Source organism: Anaerolineales bacterium (genome assembly GCA_019637805.1).
In the GTDB taxonomy this organism is placed as follows: domain Bacteria; phylum Chloroflexota; class Anaerolineae; order Anaerolineales; family UBA11579; genus JAMCZK01.
This window is the reverse complement of sequence record JAHBVB010000001.1, coordinates 746,016-770,834: the sequence shown is the minus strand read 5'-3', so window position 1 is coordinate 770,834 and position 24,819 is coordinate 746,016. Positions and strand designations below refer to the sequence as shown.

At 61.9% G+C, this 24,819-nt stretch carries 27 protein-coding genes and 2 tRNA genes; 11 read left to right on the top strand and 18 right to left on the bottom strand.

Annotation, left to right across the window (positions count from 1 at the left end):
- Positions 1–30: 30 nt before the first annotated feature.
- Genes KF885_03795 through KF885_03765 form a run of 7 tightly spaced genes read right to left on the bottom strand, consistent with a single transcriptional unit; the run spans position 31 to position 5,685 of the window.
- On the bottom strand, positions 31–1,041 hold the full coding sequence (locus KF885_03795; GenBank protein MBX3048273.1) for a hypothetical protein: 1,011 nt from the start codon (positions 1,039–1,041) through the stop codon (positions 31–33).
- Positions 1,038–1,646: a class I SAM-dependent methyltransferase gene (locus tag KF885_03790; GenBank protein MBX3048272.1), complete on the bottom strand. Its 609-nt coding sequence runs from the start codon at positions 1,644–1,646 to the stop codon at positions 1,038–1,040. Before KF885_03790 ends, KF885_03795 begins: the two co-directional genes overlap by 4 nt.
- Positions 1,643–3,115, bottom strand: coding sequence for an Asp-tRNA(Asn)/Glu-tRNA(Gln) amidotransferase subunit GatA (gatA, locus tag KF885_03785; GenBank protein ID MBX3048271.1), 1,473 nt, complete (start codon positions 3,113–3,115; stop codon positions 1,643–1,645). The genes KF885_03790 and gatA overlap by 4 nt, the downstream gene beginning before the upstream one ends.
- Positions 3,112–3,408, bottom strand: coding sequence for an Asp-tRNA(Asn)/Glu-tRNA(Gln) amidotransferase subunit GatC (gene gatC / locus KF885_03780; protein MBX3048270.1), 297 nt, complete (start codon positions 3,406–3,408; stop codon positions 3,112–3,114). The genes gatA and gatC overlap by 4 nt, the downstream gene beginning before the upstream one ends.
- Positions 3,409–3,444: 36 nt before the next feature.
- On the bottom strand, positions 3,445–4,329 hold the full coding sequence (locus tag KF885_03775; GenBank protein ID MBX3048269.1) for a hypothetical protein: 885 nt from the start codon (positions 4,327–4,329) through the stop codon (positions 3,445–3,447).
- Between the two features lie 10 nt (positions 4,330–4,339).
- Entirely contained in the window at positions 4,340–4,987 is a 648-nt protein-coding gene (locus KF885_03770) for a molybdopterin-dependent oxidoreductase (GenBank protein MBX3048268.1), read from the bottom strand.
- Between the two features lie 8 nt (positions 4,988–4,995).
- Positions 4,996–5,685, bottom strand: a complete 690-nt coding sequence (locus tag KF885_03765; protein MBX3048267.1) for a metal-dependent hydrolase — start codon at positions 5,683–5,685, stop codon at positions 4,996–4,998.
- A 396-nt stretch (positions 5,686–6,081) separates the two neighbouring features.
- On the opposite strand from KF885_03765, the gene KF885_03760 reads away from it, so the two are divergent.
- Positions 6,082–6,969: a DMT family transporter gene (locus KF885_03760; GenBank protein ID MBX3048266.1), complete on the top strand. Its 888-nt coding sequence runs from the start codon at positions 6,082–6,084 to the stop codon at positions 6,967–6,969.
- On the opposite strand, the gene KF885_03755 is transcribed toward KF885_03760, so the two are convergent.
- From KF885_03755 to KF885_03725, 7 genes are all read right to left on the bottom strand, one after another.
- Positions 6,966–8,093: a hypothetical protein gene (locus KF885_03755; protein ID MBX3048265.1), complete on the bottom strand. Its 1,128-nt coding sequence runs from the start codon at positions 8,091–8,093 to the stop codon at positions 6,966–6,968. The two genes, KF885_03760 and KF885_03755, sit on opposite strands and share 4 nt — an antisense overlap.
- A gap of 15 nt (positions 8,094–8,108) precedes the next feature.
- Positions 8,109–9,917 carry an oligoendopeptidase F family protein gene (locus KF885_03750; protein MBX3048264.1) on the bottom strand — a complete coding sequence of 603 codons (1,809 nt, stop codon included), beginning with the start codon at positions 9,915–9,917 and terminating at the stop codon, positions 8,109–8,111.
- A 32-nt stretch (positions 9,918–9,949) separates the two neighbouring features.
- Positions 9,950–10,023, bottom strand: a tRNA-Arg gene (locus KF885_03745).
- 65 nt (positions 10,024–10,088) lie between these two features.
- Positions 10,089–10,790, bottom strand: a complete 702-nt coding sequence (locus KF885_03740; protein ID MBX3048263.1) for an enoyl-CoA hydratase/isomerase family protein — start codon at positions 10,788–10,790, stop codon at positions 10,089–10,091.
- Positions 10,791–10,877: 87 nt separating this feature from the next.
- Positions 10,878–11,468, bottom strand: a complete 591-nt coding sequence (locus KF885_03735) for an SDR family NAD(P)-dependent oxidoreductase (protein ID MBX3048262.1) — start codon at positions 11,466–11,468, stop codon at positions 10,878–10,880.
- Positions 11,455–12,216, bottom strand: coding sequence for a M23 family metallopeptidase (locus KF885_03730; GenBank protein ID MBX3048261.1), 762 nt, complete (start codon positions 12,214–12,216; stop codon positions 11,455–11,457). Before KF885_03730 ends, KF885_03735 begins: the two co-directional genes overlap by 14 nt.
- Positions 12,213–12,569: an EthD family reductase gene (locus KF885_03725; protein ID MBX3048260.1), complete on the bottom strand. Its 357-nt coding sequence runs from the start codon at positions 12,567–12,569 to the stop codon at positions 12,213–12,215. Before KF885_03725 ends, KF885_03730 begins: the two co-directional genes overlap by 4 nt.
- A 104-nt stretch (positions 12,570–12,673) precedes the next feature.
- On the opposite strand from KF885_03725, the gene KF885_03720 reads away from it, so the two are divergent.
- On the top strand, positions 12,674–13,054 hold the full coding sequence (locus KF885_03720) for a hypothetical protein (GenBank protein ID MBX3048259.1): 381 nt from the start codon (positions 12,674–12,676) through the stop codon (positions 13,052–13,054).
- A gap of 112 nt (positions 13,055–13,166) precedes the next feature.
- Positions 13,167–13,943, top strand: coding sequence for an enoyl-CoA hydratase/isomerase family protein (locus tag KF885_03715; protein ID MBX3048258.1), 777 nt, complete (start codon positions 13,167–13,169; stop codon positions 13,941–13,943).
- Positions 13,944–13,990: 47 nt separating this feature from the next.
- On the opposite strand, the gene KF885_03710 is transcribed toward KF885_03715, so the two are convergent.
- From KF885_03710 to dusB, 3 genes are all read right to left on the bottom strand, one after another.
- Complete coding sequence (locus tag KF885_03710; GenBank protein ID MBX3048257.1) at positions 13,991–14,350, bottom strand: hypothetical protein; 360 nt, start codon at positions 14,348–14,350, stop codon at positions 13,991–13,993.
- 60 nt (positions 14,351–14,410) lie between these two features.
- Positions 14,411–15,067, bottom strand: a complete 657-nt coding sequence (locus KF885_03705; GenBank protein MBX3048256.1) for a helix-turn-helix domain-containing protein — start codon at positions 15,065–15,067, stop codon at positions 14,411–14,413.
- A gap of 88 nt (positions 15,068–15,155) precedes the next feature.
- Entirely contained in the window at positions 15,156–16,127 is a 972-nt protein-coding gene (dusB, locus tag KF885_03700) for a tRNA dihydrouridine synthase DusB (protein MBX3048255.1), read from the bottom strand.
- A gap of 56 nt (positions 16,128–16,183) precedes the next feature.
- On the opposite strand from dusB, the gene KF885_03695 reads away from it, so the two are divergent.
- The 4 genes from KF885_03695 (at position 16,184) to KF885_03680 (ending at position 19,616) form a co-directional block, all read left to right on the top strand.
- A complete protein-coding gene (locus tag KF885_03695) occupies positions 16,184–17,446 on the top strand; it encodes an aminopeptidase (protein ID MBX3048254.1) in 1,263 nt (420 codons plus the stop codon).
- Positions 17,447–17,589: 143 nt separating this feature from the next.
- The gene (locus KF885_03690; protein ID MBX3048253.1) at positions 17,590–18,261 is read left to right on the top strand and encodes a dienelactone hydrolase family protein; all 672 of its coding nucleotides are present in this window, start codon (positions 17,590–17,592) and stop codon (positions 18,259–18,261) included.
- A gap of 111 nt (positions 18,262–18,372) precedes the next feature.
- On the top strand, positions 18,373–18,942 hold the full coding sequence (locus tag KF885_03685) for a biotin transporter BioY (protein MBX3048252.1): 570 nt from the start codon (positions 18,373–18,375) through the stop codon (positions 18,940–18,942).
- 20 nt (positions 18,943–18,962) lie between these two features.
- The gene (locus KF885_03680) at positions 18,963–19,616 is read left to right on the top strand and encodes a hypothetical protein (protein ID MBX3048251.1); all 654 of its coding nucleotides are present in this window, start codon (positions 18,963–18,965) and stop codon (positions 19,614–19,616) included.
- Positions 19,617–19,825: 209 nt separating this feature from the next.
- Here KF885_03680 and KF885_03675 read toward each other — a convergent pair.
- Positions 19,826–19,907, bottom strand: a tRNA-Leu gene (locus tag KF885_03675).
- A gap of 126 nt (positions 19,908–20,033) precedes the next feature.
- Here KF885_03675 and KF885_03670 point away from each other — a divergent pair.
- The 4 genes from KF885_03670 (at position 20,034) to KF885_03655 (ending at position 24,750) form a co-directional block, all read left to right on the top strand.
- The gene (locus KF885_03670; protein MBX3048250.1) at positions 20,034–21,095 is read left to right on the top strand and encodes a YchF family ATPase; all 1,062 of its coding nucleotides are present in this window, start codon (positions 20,034–20,036) and stop codon (positions 21,093–21,095) included.
- Positions 21,096–21,215: 120 nt separating this feature from the next.
- On the top strand, positions 21,216–21,815 hold the full coding sequence (locus KF885_03665) for a hypothetical protein (GenBank protein MBX3048249.1): 600 nt from the start codon (positions 21,216–21,218) through the stop codon (positions 21,813–21,815).
- 65 nt (positions 21,816–21,880) lie between these two features.
- Positions 21,881–22,972 carry a site-specific DNA-methyltransferase gene (locus tag KF885_03660; GenBank protein MBX3048248.1) on the top strand — a complete coding sequence of 364 codons (1,092 nt, stop codon included), beginning with the start codon at positions 21,881–21,883 and terminating at the stop codon, positions 22,970–22,972.
- Positions 22,969–24,750: a M3 family oligoendopeptidase gene (locus tag KF885_03655; GenBank protein ID MBX3048247.1), complete on the top strand. Its 1,782-nt coding sequence runs from the start codon at positions 22,969–22,971 to the stop codon at positions 24,748–24,750. Before KF885_03660 ends, KF885_03655 begins: the two co-directional genes overlap by 4 nt.
- The last annotated feature ends 69 nt before the right edge of the window (positions 24,751–24,819 follow it).

Here is a 24,819-nt window from a genome sequence, read left to right as displayed (position 1 = left end):
CGTCAATTTAATTCAGAATACTATACACGGCTACTGCCCGTGCACCTGAGAATCGTCGCCAATATTGACGCGCCCCTTCACGCCGCGCACCTGGCTGCGCTCACCCAGCAAGGAGCCGTGCAGGTCGCAGTCTTCCACGATGACATGGCTTTCCAAAATGGCGTCTTCAATGCGGCTGTTGCGCACCTGGCTGCCGCGGCCCACGGAAACATAGGGGCCGAGGGTGCTGTTCTCCACCGTGGCCTCGGGGTGGATATAGACCGGAGCATGCAGGGTGACGCCCTCCCGCCCGCTCTCGGCGGAATTGCCGCGGCCTCGGTCCAGCAAGCGGCGGTTGGTCTCCAGTACGGTTTCCGGCAGGCCGGCGTCCAGCCACTCATCCACCACTTCGGTGCGCATGCGCAGCCCTTTTTTGAGCATGATGTCGATGGCGTCGGCCAGGAAATATTCGTTCTTGGTCTTGATGCCCTTTTGCATCTGCTCGTCAATAGCAGCCAGCAGGTCTTCGCCGCTTTTGAAGTAGTAAATGCCCACGATGGCCAGGTTGTTGCTGATGTCGTCCGGTTTTTCGATCAGACCGCTGACCAGGCCGTCCTCATTCAGGGCGGCGACACCAAAGCGGCGCGGGTCCTCCACCGGCTTGACCCACAAGACCGCATCGGCCTCTTCATTGGCCAGCTGGGAAAAGTCGGTCTCGATCACGGTATCCACAAAAATGATGATGGTGGGGCCGTGCAGATGGGCGCGGGCCTGGGCCAGGGCATGCGACTGGCCGAGCAGCTCTTTCTGTTCCACGTAATGGGCTTTTACCTCGGGGTGCTCATTTTGCATATAACGCTGCACCTGGTCGCCCAGGTAACCCAGGATGAAGACGAAATCGGCTTCTTTCACGTCCGGGGCGCTGCCCAGCAGCTTAAGCACATGGCCCAGCACCGTGTCGCCCGCCGCGCTCAGTAACGGCTTGGGGCGCGACCAGGTGTGCGGGCGCAAACGCGTGCCAAACCCAGCCATGGGGATGATGATCTTCAGGTTTTCGGTCATTTGTCTTCCCTCTTGGTGCAAACCAACAAGCCTTTGCCCACTGGCAAAACGGCGGCGTCCACACTGGCATCACGCCGGGCGGCCTCAACAAAAGCGACCAGTTCTTCCTGGTGGCTGACCACATTGTCCGCCACGAACAAGCCGCCGGCTACCAGGCGGGGCACAACGCTTTCGTAGACTTCGCTGTACATTTCTTTTTCGCAATCGAGGAAACAGAAGGCAATATCTTCCAGCTGGCGCAGGTGCGAACGGGCGTCCCCGTGGACCAGCTCCACCCAGTTTTCCACGCCTGCCTTGGCAAAGGTCTCGCGGGCCAGCTCCACCTTTTCGGGGAGCAATTCATAGGTCACAAAGCGCCCGGCGCGACGCTGGGCAGCCAAAGACAACCACAGAGCCGAATAACCGGCGCTGGCGCCCACCTCGACCATCAGGCCGCGCGGGGCGGCCTGGGCCAGGAGTGCTAGCAACATGCCGGTCTCGGCGGGGATCTGGCGCAGGCGTTTGAGCTGGGGCGTGCCGTCCTGGCGGTCGCGCGCGTCGCGCTGTTCCAGCGTGTGCATGCGGTCCAGCACCGCGTTGGGAATATCGGTGAACAGCGTTTTCATGCCAGGACCGGCCGCCGGGTATGGTGATCGCTGACCTGCTGATAGGCATGCGCGGCAGCCAGCAGGCGTTCTTCAGAGAAGTGCGGCCCCAGCAGCTGCAGGCCGAGCGGCAGACCCTGGCTGTCAAAGCCGGCCGGGATGCATAGGCCGGGCACGCCCGCCAGGTTGGCCGGCAGGGTGAAGACGTCTTCCAAGTACATCTGGATCGGGTCTTCGGCATGTGCGCCGATGGGGAACGCGCTGGACGGCGTAGCCGGCGCGGCGATCAGGTCGACCTGCTCAAAGGCACGCGCAAAATCGTCGCGGATCAAGGTGCGCACCTTTTGGGCTTGGCCGTAATAGGCATCGTAATAGCCCGCCGAGAGGGCGTAAGTGCCGATCATGATGCGGCGCTTGACCTCAGGGCCAAAGCCCTGACCGCGCGAATGTTTGAACATTTCAATGAGATTGTCCTGCTCGGCGCGCAGGCCATAGCGCACGCCGTCAAAGCGGGCCAGGTTGGCCGAAGCTTCGGCGGGGGCAATGATGTAGTAGACCGGCAGAGCGTATTCGGTGTGTGGCAGGCTGACCGGGCGCACTTCGGCACCCAGCGTTTCCAGCTGGGCGATGGCGGCGCGCACGGCCTGCTCCACCTCCGGTTGCAAGCCCTCAATAAAGTATTCCTGCGGGACGCCGATGCGCAGGCCTTTGAGCGTGGCATTGCCATTCAGGTGGATGTCCGGCGCGGCCTGCTCCAGCGTGGTGGCGTCGCGCGGGTCGTAGCCGCCCATCACGTTCAGCACCAGGGCGGCGTCTTGGGCGCTGCGAGCCAGCACGCCGATGGTATCCAGCGAAGAGCCGTAGGCGATCAGGCCGTAGCGGGAGACGCGGCCGTAGCTGGTCTTCAGCCCGCTCAGGCCGCAGAAGGCGGCCGGCTGGCGCACGGAGCCGCCGGTGTCCGTGCCCAGCGCTACGGGCGCCAGGCCAGCCGCCACGGCGGCGGCGCTGCCGCCGCTGGAGCCGCCCGGCACGCGTTGTTCGTCCCAGGGGTTGCGGGTAATGCCGTAGGCTGAGTTTTCGGTGGATGAGCCCATGGCGAATTCATCCGTATTGGTTTTGCCCAAAATGACCACACCGGCATCCAGCAAGCGCTGCACGGCGCTGGCGTTGTAGCTGGGCACAAAACCCTCCAGAATGCGCGAGCCACAGGTGGCGGGCATACCAGCCACCGCCAGCACATCTTTGACCGCGATGGGCAGGCCCAACAGAGGCGGCAGGCGGGCGGGGTCGCCTGCCTGGGAACGGCGCTCATCGGCGGCTTGAGCAGCGGCCAGGGCGCCTTCGGCGTCCACATACAGGTAGGCGTTGAGGCGCGGGTTGTGGGCCTGGATACGGGCCAGGTAGGTTTGGGTTAGCTCCCGGCTGCTGAATGCGCCGGTTTGCAAACCCTCCAGAATTTGTGCAACCGTCAGGGAGTGCAGGTCGCTCACGGCCCGCCGTCCAACACCGGAGGCACGCGGAATTGATTTTCGGCCGTGTCCGGGGCATTGCGCAGCAGATCGGCGCGGGGCATGCCGGGGCCGGGTTTATCCGGGCGCAGGGGGCTTTGCGGCACGGCCACGCTGCTCATCGGCTGCACGTTGGCCGTATCCAGCTCCTGGAGCTTATCGACGTGTTTGAGAATATCGGAAAGCTGCCGGCGATAACGCTCTTTTTCCTCATCGCTGAGGTGCAAGCGAGCCAGCAGAGCAATATGGTCTACATCTTCCGGGGTGAGCGACATACTGCGAAAATTATAACAGTGGCCTCTTGGGTGCCCTCACCACTCGGCGGCGTACCAGCGTAGGTACAACTCCACGTGCGAGCTCCAATAGACTTCGCTGTGATCTCCGGTGAACAAGCTCCATTGATGGGGGATGCCGCGTTCGTTGAGCAGACCCTCGAACCACTGGGCGGATTGCAGAATGCGCCGCTGGTCGCGCTCGCCAATGTCCAGCCAAATACGCGGCGGATCCCCGGCGGCTAGGGCATCCAGCTGGCCGCGCAGCTTCCAGGCCTCTTCGGCGAAGACCGGCGGGCTGTGCCCGCCCAGTGCGCCGAAGAGGTCGGGGTGGTTAAGCGCCAAGTGGATCGCCCAAGAGGCGCCGCGCGAGAGGCCGCCCACGGCGCGGAATTCCCGCTCGGGGACCACGCGGTAGTTAGCCTCAACCCAGGGGATCAGGTCGGCGAGGAAGACATCGTCAAAGGCGTTATCTGCCGGCGGAGCGAAGTGGCGGGAATCCTGCGGCATGACGATCAGGAAAGCGGCCACTTCGCCGGCAGCGATCAGCCGGCTGGCAGCTTCGTCGGCGCCCAAGCGGTCCCACTGGTCGGCAGTGTAGGTTTGGCCGTGGATCAGGTAGAGCACCGGATAGCTGCGCCCGGTTTCTTCGTAATAGCAGGGCGGCGTGTAGACGCGCAGCGGCATGGGATCAGAGAGCTGGTCGGAAGCCAGGCGGAACTCATGCACTTCGCCGCCGGCGGTCAGGCAGGCAGGAGACTCTTGCTTGTCGGGGTAGTCTATCTGCGGAGCGGGGGTGGGCGTGCGTGAGGGCACCACCGTGGGGCGCACCGGCGTTGGGCTAGGCGCCGGGGCCGCGGGCGGTGTGGGCGCGCACGCCGGCAGAAGCAGGGCCAGGGCGACAAACCCCAATAGAGGTCTCATGGGAGGCAGGCTACCAGCCGCGGGCGAAGCGCTGCTCTTTCCACACATCGGCCTGGTTGTGATACCCAGCCTGCTCCCAAAAGCCCAGTTTGTCCTCGGAAAGGAATTCCAGGCCGCGCAGCCATTTGGCACCTTTCCAAAAATACGGTGTTTCCAGGTCTTCACGGCCGGGCAGGTAACCGACCACAGCGCGCAGTGGGTAGCCGTGGTCCGGGGTGAGCGGCTGTCCATCGAAGGTATCCGCCAGCAGGAAGTTGTCCGCATAGGCCACGTCCAGCGGCACATTCACGGTGAAACCGTATTCGGCATGCTGCAGCAGGTGTTTGACGCCTGGCTTGGGGCGGATGAAGCCTTGGTCCACCAAGTCTTTGAGGGCGATGCCCTCCCAGACTGTGTCGAACTTGCTCCAGCGCGTCACGCAGTGGATGTCCATGGTGATGCTGCGCCGCGGCAATTTCTGGACTTCGTCCCAATTCCAGCGGCGCTCTTCTTCCACTTCGCCAAAGACGCGCAGGTCCCAAGTCTCCGGGTTGAAACTGGGCACCGGCCCATAATGCAACACGGGGAACTTTTGGGTCAGGGCCTGCCCGGGAGGAAGGCGGCCTTCCTGTCGGATGCGCTCTTCTTCTTCGCGGCGATTGCGGAAGTTCTCAAACATGGCCGGCTCTATTCCACGAGGCTGAGGGTGTCTCCTGGGGTCAGCACGTGCACGGTGGCTTCCGTCTCGCTGGAGACGCGCTTGGCCCAGGCATCGGGGTCCTGTTGGATGGTATCCCAGGTGCCGTAGTGGTAGGGCATGACCTGCTTGGGCTGCAAGAGCTTCACGGCGCGCAAGGCATCGTCCGGCCCCATGGTGAAATAGTCACCGATGGGCAGCACGGCCAGGTCCAGGCCTTCTTCGCCGATTAGGCTCATGTCGCCAAACAAGGCGGTATCGCAAGCAATGTAGATCTTGCGCCCGCGCGGAGAAGTGAGTAGGAAGCCCACGGCACAACCGCCGTAGCTGCCGTCCGGCATCTGCGAGCCGTGCATCGCCACGGTCAGCTTGACCTTGCCAAAGGGCATTTCCAGCTGGCCGCCCAGGTTTAGGCCGTGGGTCTGCACGCCCTGGCCGTCAAGCCAGCGGGCCACTTCCAGGGTGGTGATGATGGGAGCGTTGTTCTTCTTGGCCAAGGCCACCGCGTCAGCAATGTGATCATTGTGCCCATGACTGACCAGGATGTAGTCGGCATGCACGCTCTCCACAGTTTCCTCTGTGGCAGGGTTTTCTTCTAAGAAAGGATCCACCATCACCGTGTAGCCGCCTATGTTCATGGCTACGGTAGCATGGCCTATCCAGGTAAGAGAAAGGGACATCGCTTTGCTCCTTTTTTTTTTATGTATCTGTCTATTTTAGAGTATGTTTTTACTTAATAGTATTCTTAGTAGGGCCTGTGGATATGGGGATGACCGGATTGCCTTGAGAGTTATACCCTGCATAAAGGCTTCTTCCTAGAGACACCCACCGCATGTATGTGGGTGTGGCTTCAATTCTCTCCCGCGTAAGGCAGGGATAAACCCGGTACAAGTCGTAAAGACAGCGATGCTGTTGAAGTCGTCCACAAATTGAGCGAGATTGTGCTTCTCGCGTCCCCAAAGCACGCGAGTAACTTGCTTGGACCGTAAGCTTGACAAATGAAGATATCCCCGTGTGTTGCAGGGATATCCACAGATAAAAGCGCTCTTATCCACAGGTCTGTTATGCTAAACACCATGTCTTCACATTCCTCTTCGGAAAATCGAGCGGTGTGGCAGGCTTTGCTGGTCACCGTCTTATGGTCATCCTCCTGGGTGCTGATCAAATTCGGCCTGGGCAACATCCCTCCCCTGACCTTTGCCGGGCTGCGCTACACACTGGCTTTCGCCTTGTTGCTGCCTGTTTTGCTGCGCGGCGGCCGCCTGGCCGAACTGCGTGCTTTGTCCCGGCGCGACCTGCTCTTTTTGTTCGTATTGGGGCTGGTCTACTATACGGCGACCCAAGGGTTGCAGTTCGTGGGGCTCTCACTGCTGCCAGCCAACACGCTCAGCCTGATGTTGACCCTGAGCAGCCTGACCATCGCCCTGGCCGGCCTGTGGCTTCTGGGCGAGCGCATGCGCGGCTTGCAATGGCTCGGCGTGCTGGTCTCCATTGCCGGGGCGCTGGTCTATTTTGGCAACATTGAGGGGCTGGCTGGACTGGGCTTGTTGGTAGGTGTTCTGGCGGTGCTGTTCAACACGGCAGGCGCCATCCTGACCCGCAGCATTAACCGCACAGCGCACATCTCTCCGCTGCTGGTGACCGTGGTCAGCATGGGCGTGGGCTCGCTGTGCCTGCTGCTGACCGGCCTGTTAACCGAGACTTGGGCGGCGCTGCGCTGGCAGGATGTGCTGATCATCTTTTGGCTGGCGGCGGTCAACACAGCTTTCGCCTTCACGCTGTGGAACCACAGCCAGCGCATCCTTTCGGCAGCGCAAGCCAGCGTAATCAACAACACCATGCTGATCCAGATTGCTATTCTGGCTTGGGTCTTCCTTGGGGAGCGGCCCAGCACCTGGCAGATGCTGGGTATGGCGGTGGCGGCGGTAGGCGCCGTGATGGTGCAGCTGCGCCCGCGGGCCTAAATATCGCGGATGTAGACGCGGTGGTTCTTGTAAGGTTTGCCGCCCAGGTTTTCCAAATCCCGGCGCATCTCCCAGGCCGTCTCGGCTACCTGGGTCAGGTCGCCTTCCTGAAAGTCAAAATCCCACAGCGTCTTTTCCATCTCTGAATACATCAACGCATTGCCGCCGCGGCCCTGGAACTCCGGCAGGATGCCGATGCCGTTGACCGAAACCCACTTGGTGCGGCGCAGCTCCAGCAGCAGGTCGAACAGCCCGAAAGGCAGCAGCCTGCCGCGGGAGCGCTGCAGGGCGGCCGAGACGTCGGGGAAGGCGAACAGAAAACCGACGATGTCCTCGCCGTGGGTGATGACCTTGATCAGCTTGGGGTCTGCCACCACCAGGATGTTTTGGATGACAAAGTCGATCTCGCCCTGGGTCAGCGGGTAGTACTCCCAGTTGTTGACGAAGGCCTGGTTGTAGGCCTTGCCGATGCGCGGCCCCCAAGTGCGCAGTTCACGCTTGTTGGCGAAACGTTTGACCTGCAGGGCGCCGCGCTGCAGCACCCGTTCGGCGATGCTGTGGACGCGTTCCGGGAAACGGAAGACGTCGCGATGGGCGTAGCAGGAGACGAAATCCACCTCTTTGCGGAAACCCAGCGCCTCGACCAGGCGCGGGTAGTAGGCATAGTTGTAGTTCATCATGTTCATCATCTGGCGGTGTTCAAAGCCTTCCACCATGATGCCGTAGCCATCCAAGGGGCCGAAGCCCTTAGGCCCCACCACTTGGGTCAGGCCACGCGCTCGGGCCCAGTCAAAGGCCTGTTCAAATAAGGCGTTTGCCACCGCCTGGTCATCAATGCTGTCAAAGAAATAGAACTGGGCTTGTTGCTTGCCGTGATAGCGGTTGTAGGGCTTGTTCTCCAGCGCAGCAATGCGCCCCACCACCTGGCCATTCTGGACCGCTACGAAGAATTCAGCCTCCGAATGCTCGTAGAAGGGATGTTTCTTGGCGTCCAGAAAGGCGTAGGCATCCACCAACAAGGGCGGCACCCACTGCGCGCAATCCTTGTAGAGTTTGAACGGGAATTCGACGAAGCGCTTGACTTCAGCTTTAGATATGGTGTTGATCTGTTCGACGGCGAGCATCGCCGGATTATACGCTTAGCCGGCCAGCTGTTCCAACTGGGCTACGTTGGTTTCCAGTTCGCGGAAGGCGGCCTCGATGGGCGCCTTGTTGCTCATATCCACGCCGGCCAGGGCGAAGAGGTCCATGGCGTAGCGCGAGCCGCCGGCCTGCAGGAAGCGGTGGTAGCCCGCCGCGGCTTGTGGGTCGCCGCTGAGCACCTTCTCTGCTGCAGCGTGGGCGGCGCTGATGCCCACGGCGTATTGGAAGCTATAGAACGGGATGTACAAGTGCAGGAACTGCGCCCAAGTCACCGAGGTGCGCTGCGTATCGTCGTCCATCGTCTCTCCGTAGCCCTCGGCGTAGAGTTCACCAAGGATCCCGTTGAATATCTCCGCGCTGAGCGGCTTGCCGGCTTTCGCCCGTTCATAGACCTCCAGCTCAAAACGCGCCAGAGTGGGCATGATGAAGAAATAGCGATGGAAGTTGGACATGGCCTCATCGATCATGGCCAGCTGGAAGTTGGCGTCGCCGGCCTTCTCCTTGCGCAGGTAGGCGCGGGTCATGGCCTGATGAAAGTTTGAGGCCGTCTCCGTGACGGTGGAGGAGATGGCGCCGTAGTCGTTGTAGACGATGGGTTGGTGCAGGGCAAAAGCGTGACTGTGCATCGAGTGGCCCAGTTCGTGCGCCAGGGTGCTGAGGCTGAAGACTGAGTCGCTGTAGCTCATGAAAATATAAGGCGGCTTGCGCCCGACCATGCGGGAGGATGCGGCGCCCTGGCGTTTCTCGATGTTCGGCGCCCAGTCCACCCAGCGCTCCTCCAGGCTGCCGGCGCGCATGATTTCTACGTACTCCTTGCCCAGTGGCTGCAGTGAGGCACAGATCCATTCGACGGCCTGGTGATAGGGCACTTGCGGCGGGTCAGCCAGGATTGGCGCCCATACGTCGTATGGCGCCATCTTTTCCAAGCCCAGCAGCTTGGCTTTCACGGCCCAGTAGCGGTGCCAGACGGGCAGGTTATCGCGGAAGACCTCGATCAGGTTGTGAAAGACCTGGGTGGGCAGGTTATTAGGCGCCAGGCGCATTTCCAGCACGCTGTCAAAGCCGCGTACCTTGCGCTGAAATTCCATCTGCTTAACGCTGCCCAGATAGAGCGCCCCCAGGGTTTTCTGCATACCCAGGTACCCATCAAAATAGTGCTGCCAGGCGCTGCGCCGGCGTTGGCGATCTGTGGACTGCAAGGAGCCGTTCAGGGTGGACTGATAGACCGGATGCACCCCACCAGCCGAATCGACCGCATCCTGGAACTTTAGGTCGGCATTAGTCAGTTCGCTGAAGGCGCGATAGGTCATATCGAAGGCATCTTCTGCCATGCCCAGCACTTCTTCGACCTCCTCGGAGCGAGTGTTCTTTTGCAGGCGCAGCAGGTTATCAAAGTAGTGCCGAAAGATCCTGAGCCGCGGTTCCTCCTCTGCCCAGGACAGCAGTTCCTCGCCCTTGGCGATCAACTGCGGTTCGGCGAAGGCGGTGGCCGCCAGGAATTCCGCTTCGAGGCTGCCGATCAGCCCCATGCGGCGGCCGGCCTGTTCATCGCTGGTGTCCACTGTGGCCGCCCAGCCCACGAAGCCGGAGAGTTCGCCTAGACTGACCGCCACGGTCTCGTAGGCGTCGAACCAGTCGGCCAATACGGCCGGGCTGCCGGTCAAGGTGCCGTTGAAGGACTTGAGTTCAGGAATGGCCTGCTTAGTGTGCTCGAACTGAGTGTCCCACTCCGCCCAAGAGTCGAAGGTGGCTTCGCGGTTCCAGGTGGCTTCAACTGGCACATTGCTACGTTTCAAGGTGGTCATGGCAGATTCGCTTTCAAGTCGGCGATTTTTTGTGCCCCAGGTGGGAGTCGAACCCACAACCTCGGCCTTAGGAGTGCCTTGCTCTATCCAATTGAGCTACCGGGGCCTGCGCTCCACAAAACGGAGCGTTTAAGAGTTTCTGCTCGGCTGTGCCGAGCTAAGTCTACACGATTATCGCCCCTTCCAGTTGGGCTTGCGCTTCTCGGCGAAGGCGCGCATGCCTTCCTTCTGGTCCTCTGAGGCGAAGAGGAAATAGAAGGCTTGGCGCTCTTCGGCGATGCCATCGGCCAGGTGGGTTTCCTCGGCGCGGTTGACGGCTTCTTTGCCCATGCGTACCGCCAGAGGGGCGCGGGCGGCGATCTGGGCGGCCAGCTCCAGCGCCTCGTCCAGGCAGCGCTCGGCGGGTACTACGCGGTTGACCAGACCGTAGCCCAGCGCCTCGGCAGCGGTTAAAGTGCGGTTGTTCAGCACCATCTCCATGGCGATAGCCTTGCCCACGGCGCGCGTCAGGCGCTGGGTGCCACCGGCCCCGGGGATGACGCCCAGGTTGATTTCCGGCTGGCCGAAGCGCGCCGTTTCCCCGGCGACGATCATGTCGCAGGACATGGCCAGCTCATTGCCGCCGCCCAGGCACCAGCCGGATACGGCGGCAATGACCGGTTTGGAGATCTTCTTGATGCGGTCAAAGGGCGAAATGTGGCCGCGCAGCAATAGCTCTACCGAGGAGGACTCGGCCATTTCTTTGATATCTGCTCCCGCGGCGAAGGCGCGGGCGTCGCCAGTCAGCACGAAGGCGCCTACGCTATCGTCGGCGTCATATTTCTCCAGCTGGTCCATTAACTCGATCATCAGGGGGCTGTTCAGCGCGTTCATCGCTTCGGGGCGGTTGAGGCGCAGCAAGACCACCCGGTCGCGCACTTCGGTCAGGATAAGGCTGGCTGTTTGGGACACGGCGTCCTCCTAGGGTTGTTTCGTCTCGGCCAGGCACAGCGCCAAGATCTGGTCTGGCTCAGCCGGGCAGCTGTGCACTGCAATACGGTGCGTCCCCAATTCTACGCCAGCCGCGGCGGCCAGGGCCCCCAGCCCGCCGCTGGCGGCCTGCCAGGCGGGCGGCGCCCCAGGCTGCAGGCTTTGCGCTAACACCATGCGTCCGCCGCCCAGCTCGCGCATCACGCGCCCGACTGACTGCATACACAGGAAGGCGGCGCTTAGGTTGAGGTCCAGAGTGCGGTGCCAGTCCCACTCATCCAGGTCCAGCAGATTCCCGGCCGGCTGGGCGACAGGCAGGAAGACCAACAGGTCAATGCGCTCCCAGGGCTCCAGCACGGCCTGCAGCATGGTCTGCAGGGCCAGCTTGCGTGAGACATCGGCGGCGTGGGCGATGGCTTGCGCGCCGCCGGCGTTCAGCTCCTTAGCCAGGCTTTCGATGCGGCCGGGCATCAGGTCGTTGAGCGCCAGGCGCAGCCCGGCGGCGGCCAGGCCGCGGGCCACGGCCTCACCGGCGGGCGAACTGGCGCCCACGATCAGCGCCACGCGTTTAGGGTCCGTCATGGTGCAGCTCCCAGGGTTCAAAAGTCGCCTCGCCGGCGCATACCGGAATCTCCTCGGCGTTCTGGCGATGGTTCAGGACCAGGCCAAAATACGGACTGGGGTCATAGGTGTTGCGAATATCCAGTTCATTGAGGAACTCGTCCTCTTCATCTTTGACGACCGAAAAATGCAGATGCAGGCCGGTGGGGGCGGCCGGGTCGCCGGAATAATTGCCCATGTAGCCCAGGAAGGTGCCGGCCTCTACATAAACCTCATGGCTGTCCGGCGGGAAAGCCTCTGAGATAAAGCTCTGGCCCTGCTGGTCCGCCAGATGGGTGTAGTAGGTCCAGATCTGCCGGCCGGGCTGCAGTGGGTCGCTGGGGATGCGGATGATGACGGTGGATTTCCAATCCGGCTGACGGGTCAGGTAGCCTGGGTAGGCGGCGTAGATAGGCGTGACTCCCGGCTGAGTGCCGGAAAAAATGTCCACGCCCGAATGGCGATGGCCGATGCGATAAGACTCATCCCACAGACCGAGGATGACGCCCGTGGTGGGGAAGGCAAAAGGCGCATCCCCACAGCGCAAGCCGGGCTGCAAGGCATAGCGCTCAAAGATCTGGGGGCTGGTGTGAATCTCCGAGAAATACGCCCAACGGCCGATGGGGCGGAAGTAATTGCGATAGATGTAAAGGCCGGCCGCACCAACCAGGACAAGCAGCGCAAGAATGACCAATAGGGTCGGCATACGCCAGGCTTTGCGCCGCTTCATGCCCGGTCAGTGGGAGGTGCGGCGGGCGCATCTCCCAGGAAAGCAGCCACTTCATCTTCCAAGTGGTCAGCCAGCAGCAGGGTGACCTTGCCGCCGCTGATCTGCTGTAGGACCTGGCCAGCGTGTTCCCCCTCAGGGGAGCCCATTGCCTGGCCGGCGGCGGTCAGCGAGTCGAAATGAAGTTCGTGGATCAGGTGAGCCTGGAAAGCGCCGTGCAGGGCGCGGTCGACGCGGCTGGTGACCTCACGGCGCAGGCCGGGCATGCGCTCGGCCGCCGCCAGGAACAGCGGCCACTGGCTGTCGAATTCAGCCGGGTGGTCTTGCGGTTCGATCAGAATGACCAATTTGTACATGGAGTTCACGATTATAACCTTGGCAAAAATTGAGGCCCGCGCTTGACACCAGCGCCACCCCGCGTATGGTAATATTCGCCACTGTAAGGCAGTCTGACTATCTGATGCAAGAGAAAATCACCATTATTGAAGGTCCTTCACCCACATTTGAAATTGTGGATGAAGGCTGGTCTACCGGAGTGCTGGAAGGCCCGACGCTGTACGGGGTGGCCCTGACCCATTTGCGCACCTTCAACGGCCGCGAGCTGGTGGAGCGCTGCCACCGGGCCTGGAACAAACAGGACAGCATTCAGCTCGAATATCGCGATGAAGACGGCCTGACCAAAGAAGCGCCCATCGTGGCCGCCCGGGCGGCAGAGACGGCCGAGGGCGAAATGCTGATGCTGTGGGTGCGCCTGCCCGACGAAGAGATCGAACTGGCCATCGGCTACGAGGACGATGATATGGACGAAAGCGACCTCGACGAGATGGACCCGCTGGTCTAGAACCCTACCGTGAAGACAAAAGCGCAATGCAGTTCGCATTGCGCTTTTTTGTTGCCCTGCTGGATGCCGTTAGAATACTTGCAACCCGATCCCCTGTACAAATGGAGCAGCCATGAGCGAAGAGACAATTTTGCGCGATGTCAAAGACGGTGTGTTGACCCTGACGCTGAACCGGCCCAAAGCCAATGCCTTTGACTCGCCCATGGTGGCCAGGCTGCAGGGCTTCCTGAAGGACGCCGCCAAAGATGCGGCGGTGCGCAGCGTGCTATTCAAGGCCAATGGCAAGCTGTTCAGCGCCGGCCAGGATGTGACTGAGTTTGGTGAGGGCGAGCACCTTTCCTTCCGCCAGCACTTGCAGAAGAACTACAACCCGCTGGTGCTGCAAATGCGCCAGCTGGAGAAACCGATCCTGGCGGCCATCCAAGGGCCGACAGCCGGCGCTTCGCTGGGCATTGCCCTGGCCTGCGACCTGCGCATCGGCACGCCGGCCGCCAAGTTCGTGGTCGGCTTTGGCGGCATCGGTCTGGCGCCGGATTCGGCCGTCTCGCTGATGCTGCCCAGCATCATCGGGTTGGGGCGGGCGGCGCAGGCGACCTTCTTTAATGAGCCGATCAACGCCGAACAGGCGCTGGCTTGGGGCCTATTGAACGCCGTGGTGGCGGAAGAAGAGCTGGAGCAGACCGCCTGGGACTGGGCCGCTCGCCTGGCGCAAGGCCCGGTGGGGGCGATGGGTTACGCCAAGCGCGACTTCAACAAGGCCAATCTGGCCAATCTGGAAGAAGTGTTGGATTACGAGGCGCACACTCAGGAGATCGCCGCGCAGGGCGCCGACCACCAGGAAGGCCTGGCCGCCTTCTTGGAGAAGCGCGAACCCAAGTACATGAAATAAACAAAAGCCCCGCCACTGGCGGGGCTTTTGTTTATTTATCAAAAAAACTACTTGGGCAACTGCGAAGCCCGCTTGGCCAGCGACTGGCCCAGGAACATAACGCCGATGCCGAAGATGGGGTGCAGGGCTTTGACAATGTCCGGCATGCCTGGGCCGCGCAGCAGGAAGCTCTGGGCGGCCAGCATGGCAAAGGCCAGCAGGCTGAGACCGATGATACGGCCCCCCATTTTGCCGACGATCGACAGGATCAGCATCAGCAGCAGCGCCAAGAGCATCAGGTTGCCTCCCATGGCATGGTAACTGCTGGGCAACACATTAAAGTAAGCCGCGCCGATCAGGGCGATTTGGACAAAGCCCCAGAAGAAGACGGCTTTGCCCAGGCCAATAAACAGGTTACGAAGTTGCATGAATATGCCTCCAATCAAGAATCAAAAAAAGAGCGTGACCTTAATTATAAGAGGCAAAGGTTATTTACGGGCAGAGGAAAAGGCTTGGTAAGTCTCCAGCAGAGACAGCAGCACTTGGTTGGTGAAGGCGTCCATGCGGCGGGCCATGTCGGCCCAGGCTTCTGCCGAGCGGATGGCGGCTTCCTCGTAGGAACCCAGCAACGCCTCTTGCAGCGCATTGCGGAAGAAGAGGAAAGCGCGGGTGGCCTGCACTGAGTCCAGACCGTGGCGACGGCCCAAGGTGGCGTAGTCGTAGCCCATGGCGCGCGCTTCGGCCTGGCCGACTTCGTCGTCTGAGGCCAGGAAGGTGTTGAGGCCCTGCATCAGCTTGCGGCCGCTGCGGGCGTATTCCCCGCGGGCCGCCTCGTCCAGTTTTTGGTACCAATCCTGCTGGGCCAGGGCGCCTTCGCTGATCTGCACACGCGTGTAGCCCAGGGCGCTCTGCACCAGCTGGGCGGCTTCGGCCTTGGAGGCGTTGGCGCGCTGCGACTTGGCCCACAGGTCCAGCTCCTGGCGGCGGAAACGGCGGTGGCCGCCCTGGGTGCGGTGGCTGGGCAGGTGGCCGCGGTCGGCCCAATTGCGGATGGTACTGGGGTGTACGCCCAGCCAGTCGGCGACTTCGCTAAGGGTCAGCCAGTCTGCCGGGCCGCCTTTGGGGTGGGTTAAAAGGGAATCCATTTAAGTGGGTACCAAACCCTGAAATTCTATCAAGGAGACCAAGCCAGCATCAATGTAGGTTTTGTAGGTTGGCTACCCGTCGCACTTGCTACGCCAACACAGGCTCGCCGGCGAACTCGTCCACCAGCCGGGTGAAATCGTCTGCGGTTTGGCTGGTGAGCAGCAGTTGGCGCTGTTCTGTGCTGAGCCGGAAAGGGCTGATGTAGCGGCTGGCGTGTTTGCGGAAGAGCACCAGGCCGCGCTCCGCGCCGTAAAAGTCCAGCATGCTCTCCAGGTGGGCCAGCATGGTGGCGCGCACCTGCTGCGGCGACACTTGCTGGCGGTCCAGCCCGGCGAAGATCCAGGGATTGCCGATGGCGCCGCGGCCGATCATGACCGCATCGCAGCCGGTGAAGCGGCGCATGCGGGCGATGTCGGCCACTGTGCACACATCGCCGTTGCCGATGACCGGGATGCGCAGCGCGGTCTTGACCTCGGCGATGGCTTCCCAATTGGCCTCGCCGCCGTAGGCCTGCTTTTTGGTGCGGCCGTGCACGGCCAGCAGCTGGCCGCCGTTGTCCTGCACGATGCGGGCGATCTCCAAGTAGTTGAGGCTGTCATCGTCCCAGCCCAGGCGCATCTTGCCGGTGACCGGGATATCCAACGCTCGGCTGAGGGCGCTGAAGATCTGGGCGACCTTGGCCGGCTGGCGCAGCAGTCCGGCGCCGGCGCCGCGGCCGGCGACGGTCTTGGCCGAGCAGCCCATGTTGACGTCAATAATGTCCGGGTCGTATTGGCGCAGGCGCAGGGCCGCTTCCAGCAGGCGGGCCGGGTCGTCGTCGAAAAGCTGGAAGACCATCGGACGCTCAGCGGCGGTGTAGGCGATCTTCTGCTGCACGGAGGGATGGCCCTGCATGACATCGATGGCGTTGATGAACTCCGAATAGCTCATCGCCGAGCCCAAGCGGCGGGCCATGGCGCGAAATGGCAGGTCGGAGAAGCCGTCCATGGGCGAAAGGATCGCCTCGCCATGGATGGGCAGGTCGCCTATATAGAAGGAAGGGGTGCCGGGAACGCTCATCACCAGCTAGTATACTGTGCGCACTCGACAACCTTCTTTTCCCCCAAGGTGACCTAATGATCCCTGATTTCGACAAAAAGCTTGACCTGTACGCCGAACTTATCCTCAAAGTGGGTTTGAACCTGCAGCCCGGCCAGAAGCTGGTGATCAGCGGCAAAAACCTGTTCCGCGGCGCGCCGCTGCGCTCTGCCCCGCTGGTGCGCCGCATCGCCGCCCAGGCCTACCAGATGGGCTCGCCGCTGGTGGACGTGATGTGGGACGATGACCAGACGCAGCTGATGCGCTTCCAAAACGCTCCCCGCGACGCCTTTGGCGAATTCCCCAGCTGGCGCACCCAAGCCTTGTTTGATTACGCCAACAGCGGCGCGGCGATCGTTTCGTTTTATGGGGAAGACCCCGACCTACTCAGTGGTCAGGACCCTAAGCTGGTGACCCAGGCCCAGCGCACCATGGAGCAGCACATGCAGTCCCAAATGGAACTGCTGATGAAGAACGCCTATGCCTGGCTGCTGGCCGCTGTGCCGCACCCGACCTGGGCGGCCAAGGTCTTTCCGGACCTGCCGGCCGACCAGCAGGAAGACGCCCTCTGGGAGCAGATCTTCACCCTCTGCCGGCTGGACCAGCCCGACCCGTTGGCTGCCTGGCAGGCACACATCCAACAGCTCAACGAAGCCAGCACCTATTTGAACGAGAAGCAATACGACGCCCTGCACTATACCGGCCCGGGCACCGACTTCACCGCCGGCCTGCCCGCCGGACATGTGTGGAACAGCGCCCAATCCGACACGCTGGGCGGCATCACCTTTACGCCCAACCTGCCCACTGAGGAGGTCTTCACCCTGGGACATAAGGACCGCGCCGAGGGCCAACTGGCGGCCAGTATGCCGCTCAGCTACGGCGGGCGCTTAGTGGAGGACTTCAGCCTGACCTTCAAAGACGGCCGCGTGACCGATGTGAAGGCCAAGAAGGGCGAGGAGGTGCTGCGCGACATCCTGGCAAGCGACGATGGCGCCGGCCGGGTAGGCGAGATCGCCCTGGTGCCGCACAGCTCGCCCATCGCCCAGTCCGGCGTGCTGTTCTACAACACGCTGTTCGACGAGAACGCCGCCAGCCACATCGCCATCGGCCGCGCCTACCGCTTCACGCTGGACGGCGGCGAGACGATGAGTGATGAGCAGTTCGCCGCCGCCGGCGGCAACGACAGCCTGGTGCATGTGGACTTCATGATCGGTTCAGAGAAGATGGATATCGATGGCATCGCCAAGGACGGCAGCCGCGAGCCGCTGATGCGCCAGGGCGAATGGGCGTATAAGAGTTAGCTCGTCATTCCAAGGAGCGAGACAAACGCCTTTGCGCGACCGGCTGAAAATGCTGGCGCGCAAAGGCGTTTGGGTTATCCCCCTTGACTTCATAGATTATTTGTTCTATATTGGAGCATCTTAATCCCGAGGAGGGCAATGCGATGCCCATGGAAACCTATTCGTTAGCAGAGGAGCAAGGCCGAGGGTATTTGGCCCTGCCGCCTGAGGGCCGCGGCCCGGGGCTGCTGCTTTTGCATGCTTGGTGGGGGCTGACCGACCTTTTCACCAAGCTGGCCGACAAGCTCGCTGCCGAAGGCTTCGTGGTCTTCGCCCCGGACTTCTTCGCCGGCGCGCAAACCGCCGACGTCGCCGAGGCGGAAAAGCTGGTGACCGCCGCCGAAGAGGATTTCCCCGCCATGGCAGCCTTGGCCGCCGCGGCGGCTGCCTACTTGGCAGCTCACCCGGCGGTGACCCGCGAGAAGCTGGCGTCAGTGGGCTTCTCCTTCGGCGCGGCTTACGCGCTGGTGCTGGATGAGGGCATGCCAGACGCTTTTGAGCGCGTGGTGTTGTTCTACGGCATGGCCGGCGCCGATGTGAGTAAGAGCAAAGCGCATATCCTGGCCCACTATGCCGAAAACGATCCGTTCGAGTCCACCGAAGCAGCTCGCGCCATGCAGGCGCCCAACCTGGAAGTGCACATTTACCCCGGCACGGGCCATTGGTTCTTCGAGCACAACCGCCCAGATGCGTATAACGCCGAAGCCGCCGAGCTGGCCTGGCAGCGCACGCTGGCCTTCTTGAAGGACGAGAGCGAAAACGCGGACGCAACCTAGCCCATAGCGCTGGGCTGACTGAAAACCTGTTTCGTGACCAGGGCTGCCGCCTCTTATAGGGAACCACGGTGTTATTATTTTCACCGTGGTTTTTCTTTGGAGGAGACTGCTATGCAACAAGTCTTGGCTGAAAAAGTACTGACCCGCTCCGGCGCCAAACCCGGCGCCCTGGCGGATGGCTTGCTGATCCTGCTGGGCGGGCTGTTCATCGCCGCCCTGGCCCAGGTGCGTATCCCACTACAGCCAGTGCCGATCACCGGCCAAACCCTGGCTGTGCTGCTGGTGGGCATGGCCCTGGGCAGCCGGCGCGGCCCGGTGGCCGTGCTAGGCTACCTGGGCATGGCCGGCGCAGGCCTGCCCTTCTTCACTGGCGCGCAAGCCGGCCTGGCCTATATGGCCGGCCCCACGGGCGGTTATCTGCTGGGGTTCATCCCTGCCGCCTGGTTGGTGGGCTGGCTCGCCGAACGCGGGTGGGACCGCAGCTTATGGACCACCCTGGCGGCGATGGGGCTGGGCAACTTGGTGATCTACGTCTTTGGCATTGCCTGGCTGCAAACCCTGATGGGCGGCTGGTCGCAAGCTTTGGCGGCCGGCCTGTATCCTTTCCTAATAGGTGATACCATCAAGGCCTTACTGGCCGCCCTGCTGTTGCCAGCAGCCTGGAAGTTGGTAAAGAACTAATCTAAAGTACGAGGAAAAGAATGGCACAACAAACTGTTAATTTCATCGACCTGTTCAGCGCAGCCACGGACGCGCTGCAGCAAAATCGTTCGCAGCTGAACAAGGCCGATAGCTACAATGGCAACCACGGCGACAACATGGTGCAGATCATGGAAGTCGTGCAGCAGGCCATGCGCGAAAAGAAGACCGCCGACCTGCCCAGCCAACTGGAGTATGCGGCTGACCTGGTGCGCCAGAAGAGCCAGAGCGGCTCCGCCAATGTGCTGGCTGGCGGTTTGGCCCAGGCGGCCAAGCAGGCCTTGGGCGAAAAGGCGGATGGGCTGCCAATTGACCTGGCGCTTAACCTATTGATGACCATCCTCAACGGTGGTCAGAAGAGCAGCGCCAGCTCCGGCCAGGATTTGGCTGGCAGTCTGCTGGGCAGCCTGGTGTCTGGCCTGGCTGGCAGCCAGAAGAGCACGGCCAGCAGCCAACAAAGCGGCGGCACCGACTGGTTGAGCCTGGGCCTGGATCTGCTGCAGTCTTCACAGGACGCGGGGATTGATATTGGCCAACTGGCCCAGACGCTGGTCTCCGGTACGGAGATGGGCAAGAGTGAACACCGCTCTCAGTCCGGGCAGCTGATCGCCAATGCGGCGCTCAAGATGCTGATGTCCAACCTAAACAAAAAGTAGACCGACACAGAAATGCAAAACGGGCGCCGAGAGGCGCCCGTTTTTTGTTTTGCATGAGGCGATTAAAGCGACAAGCGCCTAGGTGAGGGGGGCACCCAGACGCTCGTCAAGGTGATTATACCGATTGCGAATTGCGTGTCAAGGTAAAGGGCTTTCTCTAATCTAAGAATAGGTTAAACAAAAAACCGCTCGCTGCGAGCGGTCTTGAGTGCCGAAGGTGGGAGTCGAACCCACACTCCCGGAGGAACACGAGTTTGAGTCGTGCGCGTCTGCCAGTTCCGCCACTTCGGCAAGGCAGAGCGAAAGTATAATCATTCGAATGTCCAAGGTCAAGCACCCCACTAAATTGCAAACAAAAATTCAAGTTTGGAGCGGCCGCCCGCACGGCGGGTTAGCCACTCTCGAGGCGCAGGATCTATGCGCTTAGGAATTATTGGCCTGCCGCAGGCGGGCAAAACCACCATCTTTAACGCGCTGACGCGCAGCGACCGCCCGCTGGCGATGAGCGCCGGTCGCATCGAGACCACCACCGCGGTGGTGGACGTGCCGGACGAGCGCCTGCAGCAGCTGGCTGATCTGTTCTCTTCCAAGAAGATCGTGCACGCCCAGATCTCTTTTGCGGATGTGGCCGGCATGGGCTCCGGCGAAGCCGGCAAAGACCTATCGCCGCAGCTGCTTAATGCCCTGACGGGCATGGACGGCTTGCTGCTGGTGCTGCGCGCCTTCGAGAACGACAGCGTGGCGCACCCCCACGAGACCGTGGATGCTGCCCGTGATTTCGCCTACACCCAGGATGAGCTGCTGCTCAACGATCTGGTGATCGTCGAGCGCCGCCTGGGCAAACTGAGTGAGGAGCGCGGCAAGGGCGGCCGCGATATGGCGGCGATCGAGCGCGAGCAGGCCCTGTACGGCCGCCTGCAGGAAGCGCTGGCCGCCAACCAGCCGCTGCGCGCTCTGGGGCTGAGCGCCGAGGAGATCGCCCAGGTGGGCGGCGCCGGCCTGCTGACCCTCAAGCCGTTGCTGGTGGTGCTGAACCTGGGCGAGGGCCAGAGCGCTCCAGCGCTGCCAGAAGCCGGTGTGCCGGTGCTGGCCCTGCAAGGCAAGCTGGAGATGGAACTGACCCAGCTGCCCGCCGAAGACGCCGCCACCTTTTTGGCCGAGTACGGCCTTAGCGAGAGCGGGGCGCAGCGCGTGATCCGCGCCGCCTACGACCTGCTGGACACGCAGACCTTCTACACGGTCGGCGAGCCGGAAGCGCACGCCTGGATGCTGCGGCGCGGCGAAAGCGCTCTGGAGGCGGCTGGCACGATACACAGTGATATCGCCCGCGGCTTCATCCGCGCCGAGATCATCGCCGCCGCCGACCTGCTGGCGCTGGGCGGCATGGCCGCCGCCCGCGAGGCGGGCAAGCTGCGCCTGGAGGGCAAGGAGTACGTGATGCAGGATGGGGACATCATCAACGTGCGCTTTAATGTGTAGGGTATATCCAATTCGAGAAGCAGTGTGGGGCCAGGTTTAAACCTGGCCCCTCTGGTTTTAATGAAAATGGGCATTTGACTTGGGTACTATCTAGCCTCAACTGCTGGAGAGGAGGCGAAGATGTCCAAACTCCCATTGACAGCCCTATTATTGCTGCTGGCCGCCTGTGGCCCGGCGGCCTTCGAGGCTGGTCTGCCGCCCGGCGAACTGCGAGCCGAAGCCAACGGCATCACTGTCACTGCCGGCAACTTCCGCGTGGAACGCCTGCATTTTGTGGCCGACATTTGCTTTGAGCGCCCAAGCGTTGCGGACTGGCTGTTGGGAGACCAGACCCTGTTAACCTACGGCACGGAGAGCGTGCGGGTGCGTGAGATGGGCCTGCTCGATCCCACCACTGAGATCGATTCGCCGACTCGCTGTGATGCTGTGCGGTTCCCGGTTGGAACAGACGAAATAATCGAATTCCAACTGGTCATCCCTTTCCTGCAGACAAGCTACCCAACACATGACTGCGCTACGGCGCAGGCTCGCTTGGACGAGGCCCATAGCGGCATTGAAATTTCCTGCTATTCGGAAGTCCTCGAAAATGGCGGGATGGGTGGCTATCGCATCGAAGCCAAGCCGGATAATCTGCCTGACGAAGAGGCCAACGCGTGGATCTACCAGGCGTTCGTGGACCGGGTCGACGGCTCCTGGATCTTCGAGGGCATCGTGGAGTAGCGACAGCCACAAGTACACCGCCTCATCCCCAGCGCAAATCGGCCCCATTGTCCATAATGGGGCCGATGCTTACATTGCCCCTCAACCAAATCCTGGTGGGCGACTGCCTGCAAGAACTGGCGCGCCTGCCTGCCGAGTCGGTGGATCTGGTCTTCGCCGACCCGCCCTACAACCTGCAGCTGCAAAACGAGCTGCGCCGCCCCAACGACAGCACAGTGCGCGGCGTGCGCGAGAGCTGGGACCAGTTCGCCGACTTCGCCGCCTACGATGAGTTCACCCGCGCTTGGCTGGCGGCCTGCCGCCGGGTGCTGAAGCCCAGCGGCACGCTGTGGGTGATCGGCAGCTATCACAACATCCACCGCGTGGGCAACGCTCTGCAAGACCTGGGTTATTGGCTGCTCAACTCGGTGGTCTGGGTCAAAGCCAACCCCACGCCCAATTTCCGCGGTGTGCGTTTCACCAACGCCCACGAGACGCTGCTGTGGGCGCAGAAGGAGAAGGGCGCGCCTTACACCTTCAACCACCATGCCATGAAAGCCCTCAACGAAGGCTTGCAGATGCGCAGCGACTGGTGGCTGCCGGTCAGCTCCGGCGGTGAGCGCATCCGCCTGCCAGACGGCCAAGCGGCCCACCCCACGCAGAAGCCGGAAGCGCTGCTGTACCGGGTGCTGCTCTCCAGCAGCCGCCCGGGCGACGTGGTGCTGGACCCGTTCTTCGGTTCCGGCACCACCGGAGCGGTAGCCAAGCGCATGCACCGCCACTGGATCGGGATCGAACGCGAGGAGAGCTACGCCCAGGTAGCTTTCAAGCGCATTGCCCAGATCGAGCCGGTCGCCTATGAAGCCGAGCTCTTCGAGCCGGCTGAACCGCGCCGCGAGCCGCGCATCCCCTTCGGCAATCTATTGGAGGCGGGCCTGCTTGAAGCCGGCCAGCGCCTGTATCTGGGCGAGCGCAGCCGCATCAGCGCCCGCATCCTGGCGGACGGCTCATTGAAAGCCGGTGCGGAGCGCGGCTCCATCCACCAGCTGGCCAAACAGCTGCTGGACGCCCCGGCCAATGGCTGGCAGCACTGGTATTATGTGGACGCCGAGAGCGGCCAGCGCCGCTCCATCGATACCCTGCGGCAAATTTTGCGTGAAGGAATACGAGAACGATGACAACTTCGGAATACACCCCGCAACGCTGGAGCCTGGCGGACCTGTTCCCCGGCCACGACAGCAAGGAAATGAAAGCGACCATCAAGGAGCTGGAAAGCCATGTGGCCGAATTCGAAAAATGGCGCGACAAGCTCAATGAGAATATCAGCGAAGCGGACTTCCTCAAATTGGTGCAAGCCATGGAGAAGAACACCCGCCTGGCGGTGCGCATCGACCAGTTCGCCGGCCTGTGGTTCTCTGAAGACACTCAGAACCAGGACGCCCAGACCTTCCAGTCTCAGGTGGAACAGCGCATGGCGGAACTGCAGAACCGCACGCTGTTCTTCAGCCTGTGGTGGAAAGCCCTGGATGATGCCAATGCTGATCGCCTGCTCAAGGCCAGCGGGCCGGATTTTGAGTACTGGCTGCGCCAGATCCGCAATTTCAAGCCCTATACGCTGAAGGAAGCCGAAGAAAAGATCGTCAATATCAAAGACGTCACCGGGGCCAAGGCGCTGCAGACCCTGTACAGCTCGATCACCGACCGCTACACCTTCAAAGTGGATGTGGACGGCGAAACCAAGGAGTTCAACCGCTCTGAGTTGATGCAGCTGGTCTACTCCCCCAACGCAGAACACCGCGCCAAGGCCTACCAGGAGATGTACCGGGTATACGGCCATGACGGCCCGATCCTCGGCCAGATCTACCAGACCCTGAGCCGCGATTGGCACAACGAGAACATTGAGATGCGCAAGTTCAGCAGCCCGATCGCCGTGCGCAACTTGAGCAATGATGTGCCCGACGAAGTGGTCGACACGCTGCTGGGCGTCTCGGAAGAGAATACGCGCATCTTCCAGCGCTTCTTCAAGCTCAAGGCCAAGCTGCTGGGCATGGACAAGCTGCGCCGCTACGATATTTATGCCCCCGTGGCCAGCTCGGACAAGAAATACAGCTACGACCAGGCCGTGCGCCTGACCTTGGATTCCTTTGGCGAATTCGATCCTAAGTTGGCTGAACTGTCCAAGCGGGTCTTCGATGAGAAGCACGTGGACAGCGAGACGCGCAAGGGCAAGCGCGGCGGGGCCTTCTGCTCCTCCGGCGACCCGGCGCTCTCGCCCTGGGTGCTGATGAGCTACAACGGCAGCGCCCGCGATGTCTCGACCCTGGCGCATGAGTTCGGCCATGCGGTGCACGCCATGCTGGCCTCACACCACAACGTCTTCAACTTCCACTCCTCGCTGCCATTGGCCGAGACGGCCTCCACTTTCGGTGAGATGCTGCTGGTGGACAAGCTGCTGGAGCAGGAGACGGATGAGGCCGTGCGTCGCGATATCCTCTTCGCCAAAGTGGACGACTCTTACGCCACCATCATGCGCCAGGTGTACTTCGCGCTCTTCGAGCGCAAGGCGCACGACCTGGTCAAGGGCGGCGCTTCGGTGGACGATCTGTCCGGCGGCTATATGGAGAGCCTGAAAGAACAGTTCGGCGACTCGATGGACGTGGGCGAGGAATTCAAGTGGGAATGGGTCTCCATTCCGCACATCTTCTACTATCCGTTCTATGTGTATGCCTACGCCTTCGGCCAGCTGTTGGTCTTCGCCTTATACCAGCAGTACAAGGCCGAAGGCAAAGCCTTCGTGCCGCGTTACCTGGAACTGCTCTCGGCCGGCGGCTCGCGCTCGCCGGAGGACATCCTGACCGGCGCCGGCATCAACATCCGCGATGCAGCCTTCTGGCAGGGCGGTTTTGATGTGGTCAACGGCATGGTGGACGAGCTGGAGAAGTTGACCGCCAAGTAAAAGCTCAAGGCAATAAAAGAGCGCACCAGTCGGTGCGCTCTTTTTGTTCCCGTTTATATTCTATCGCTA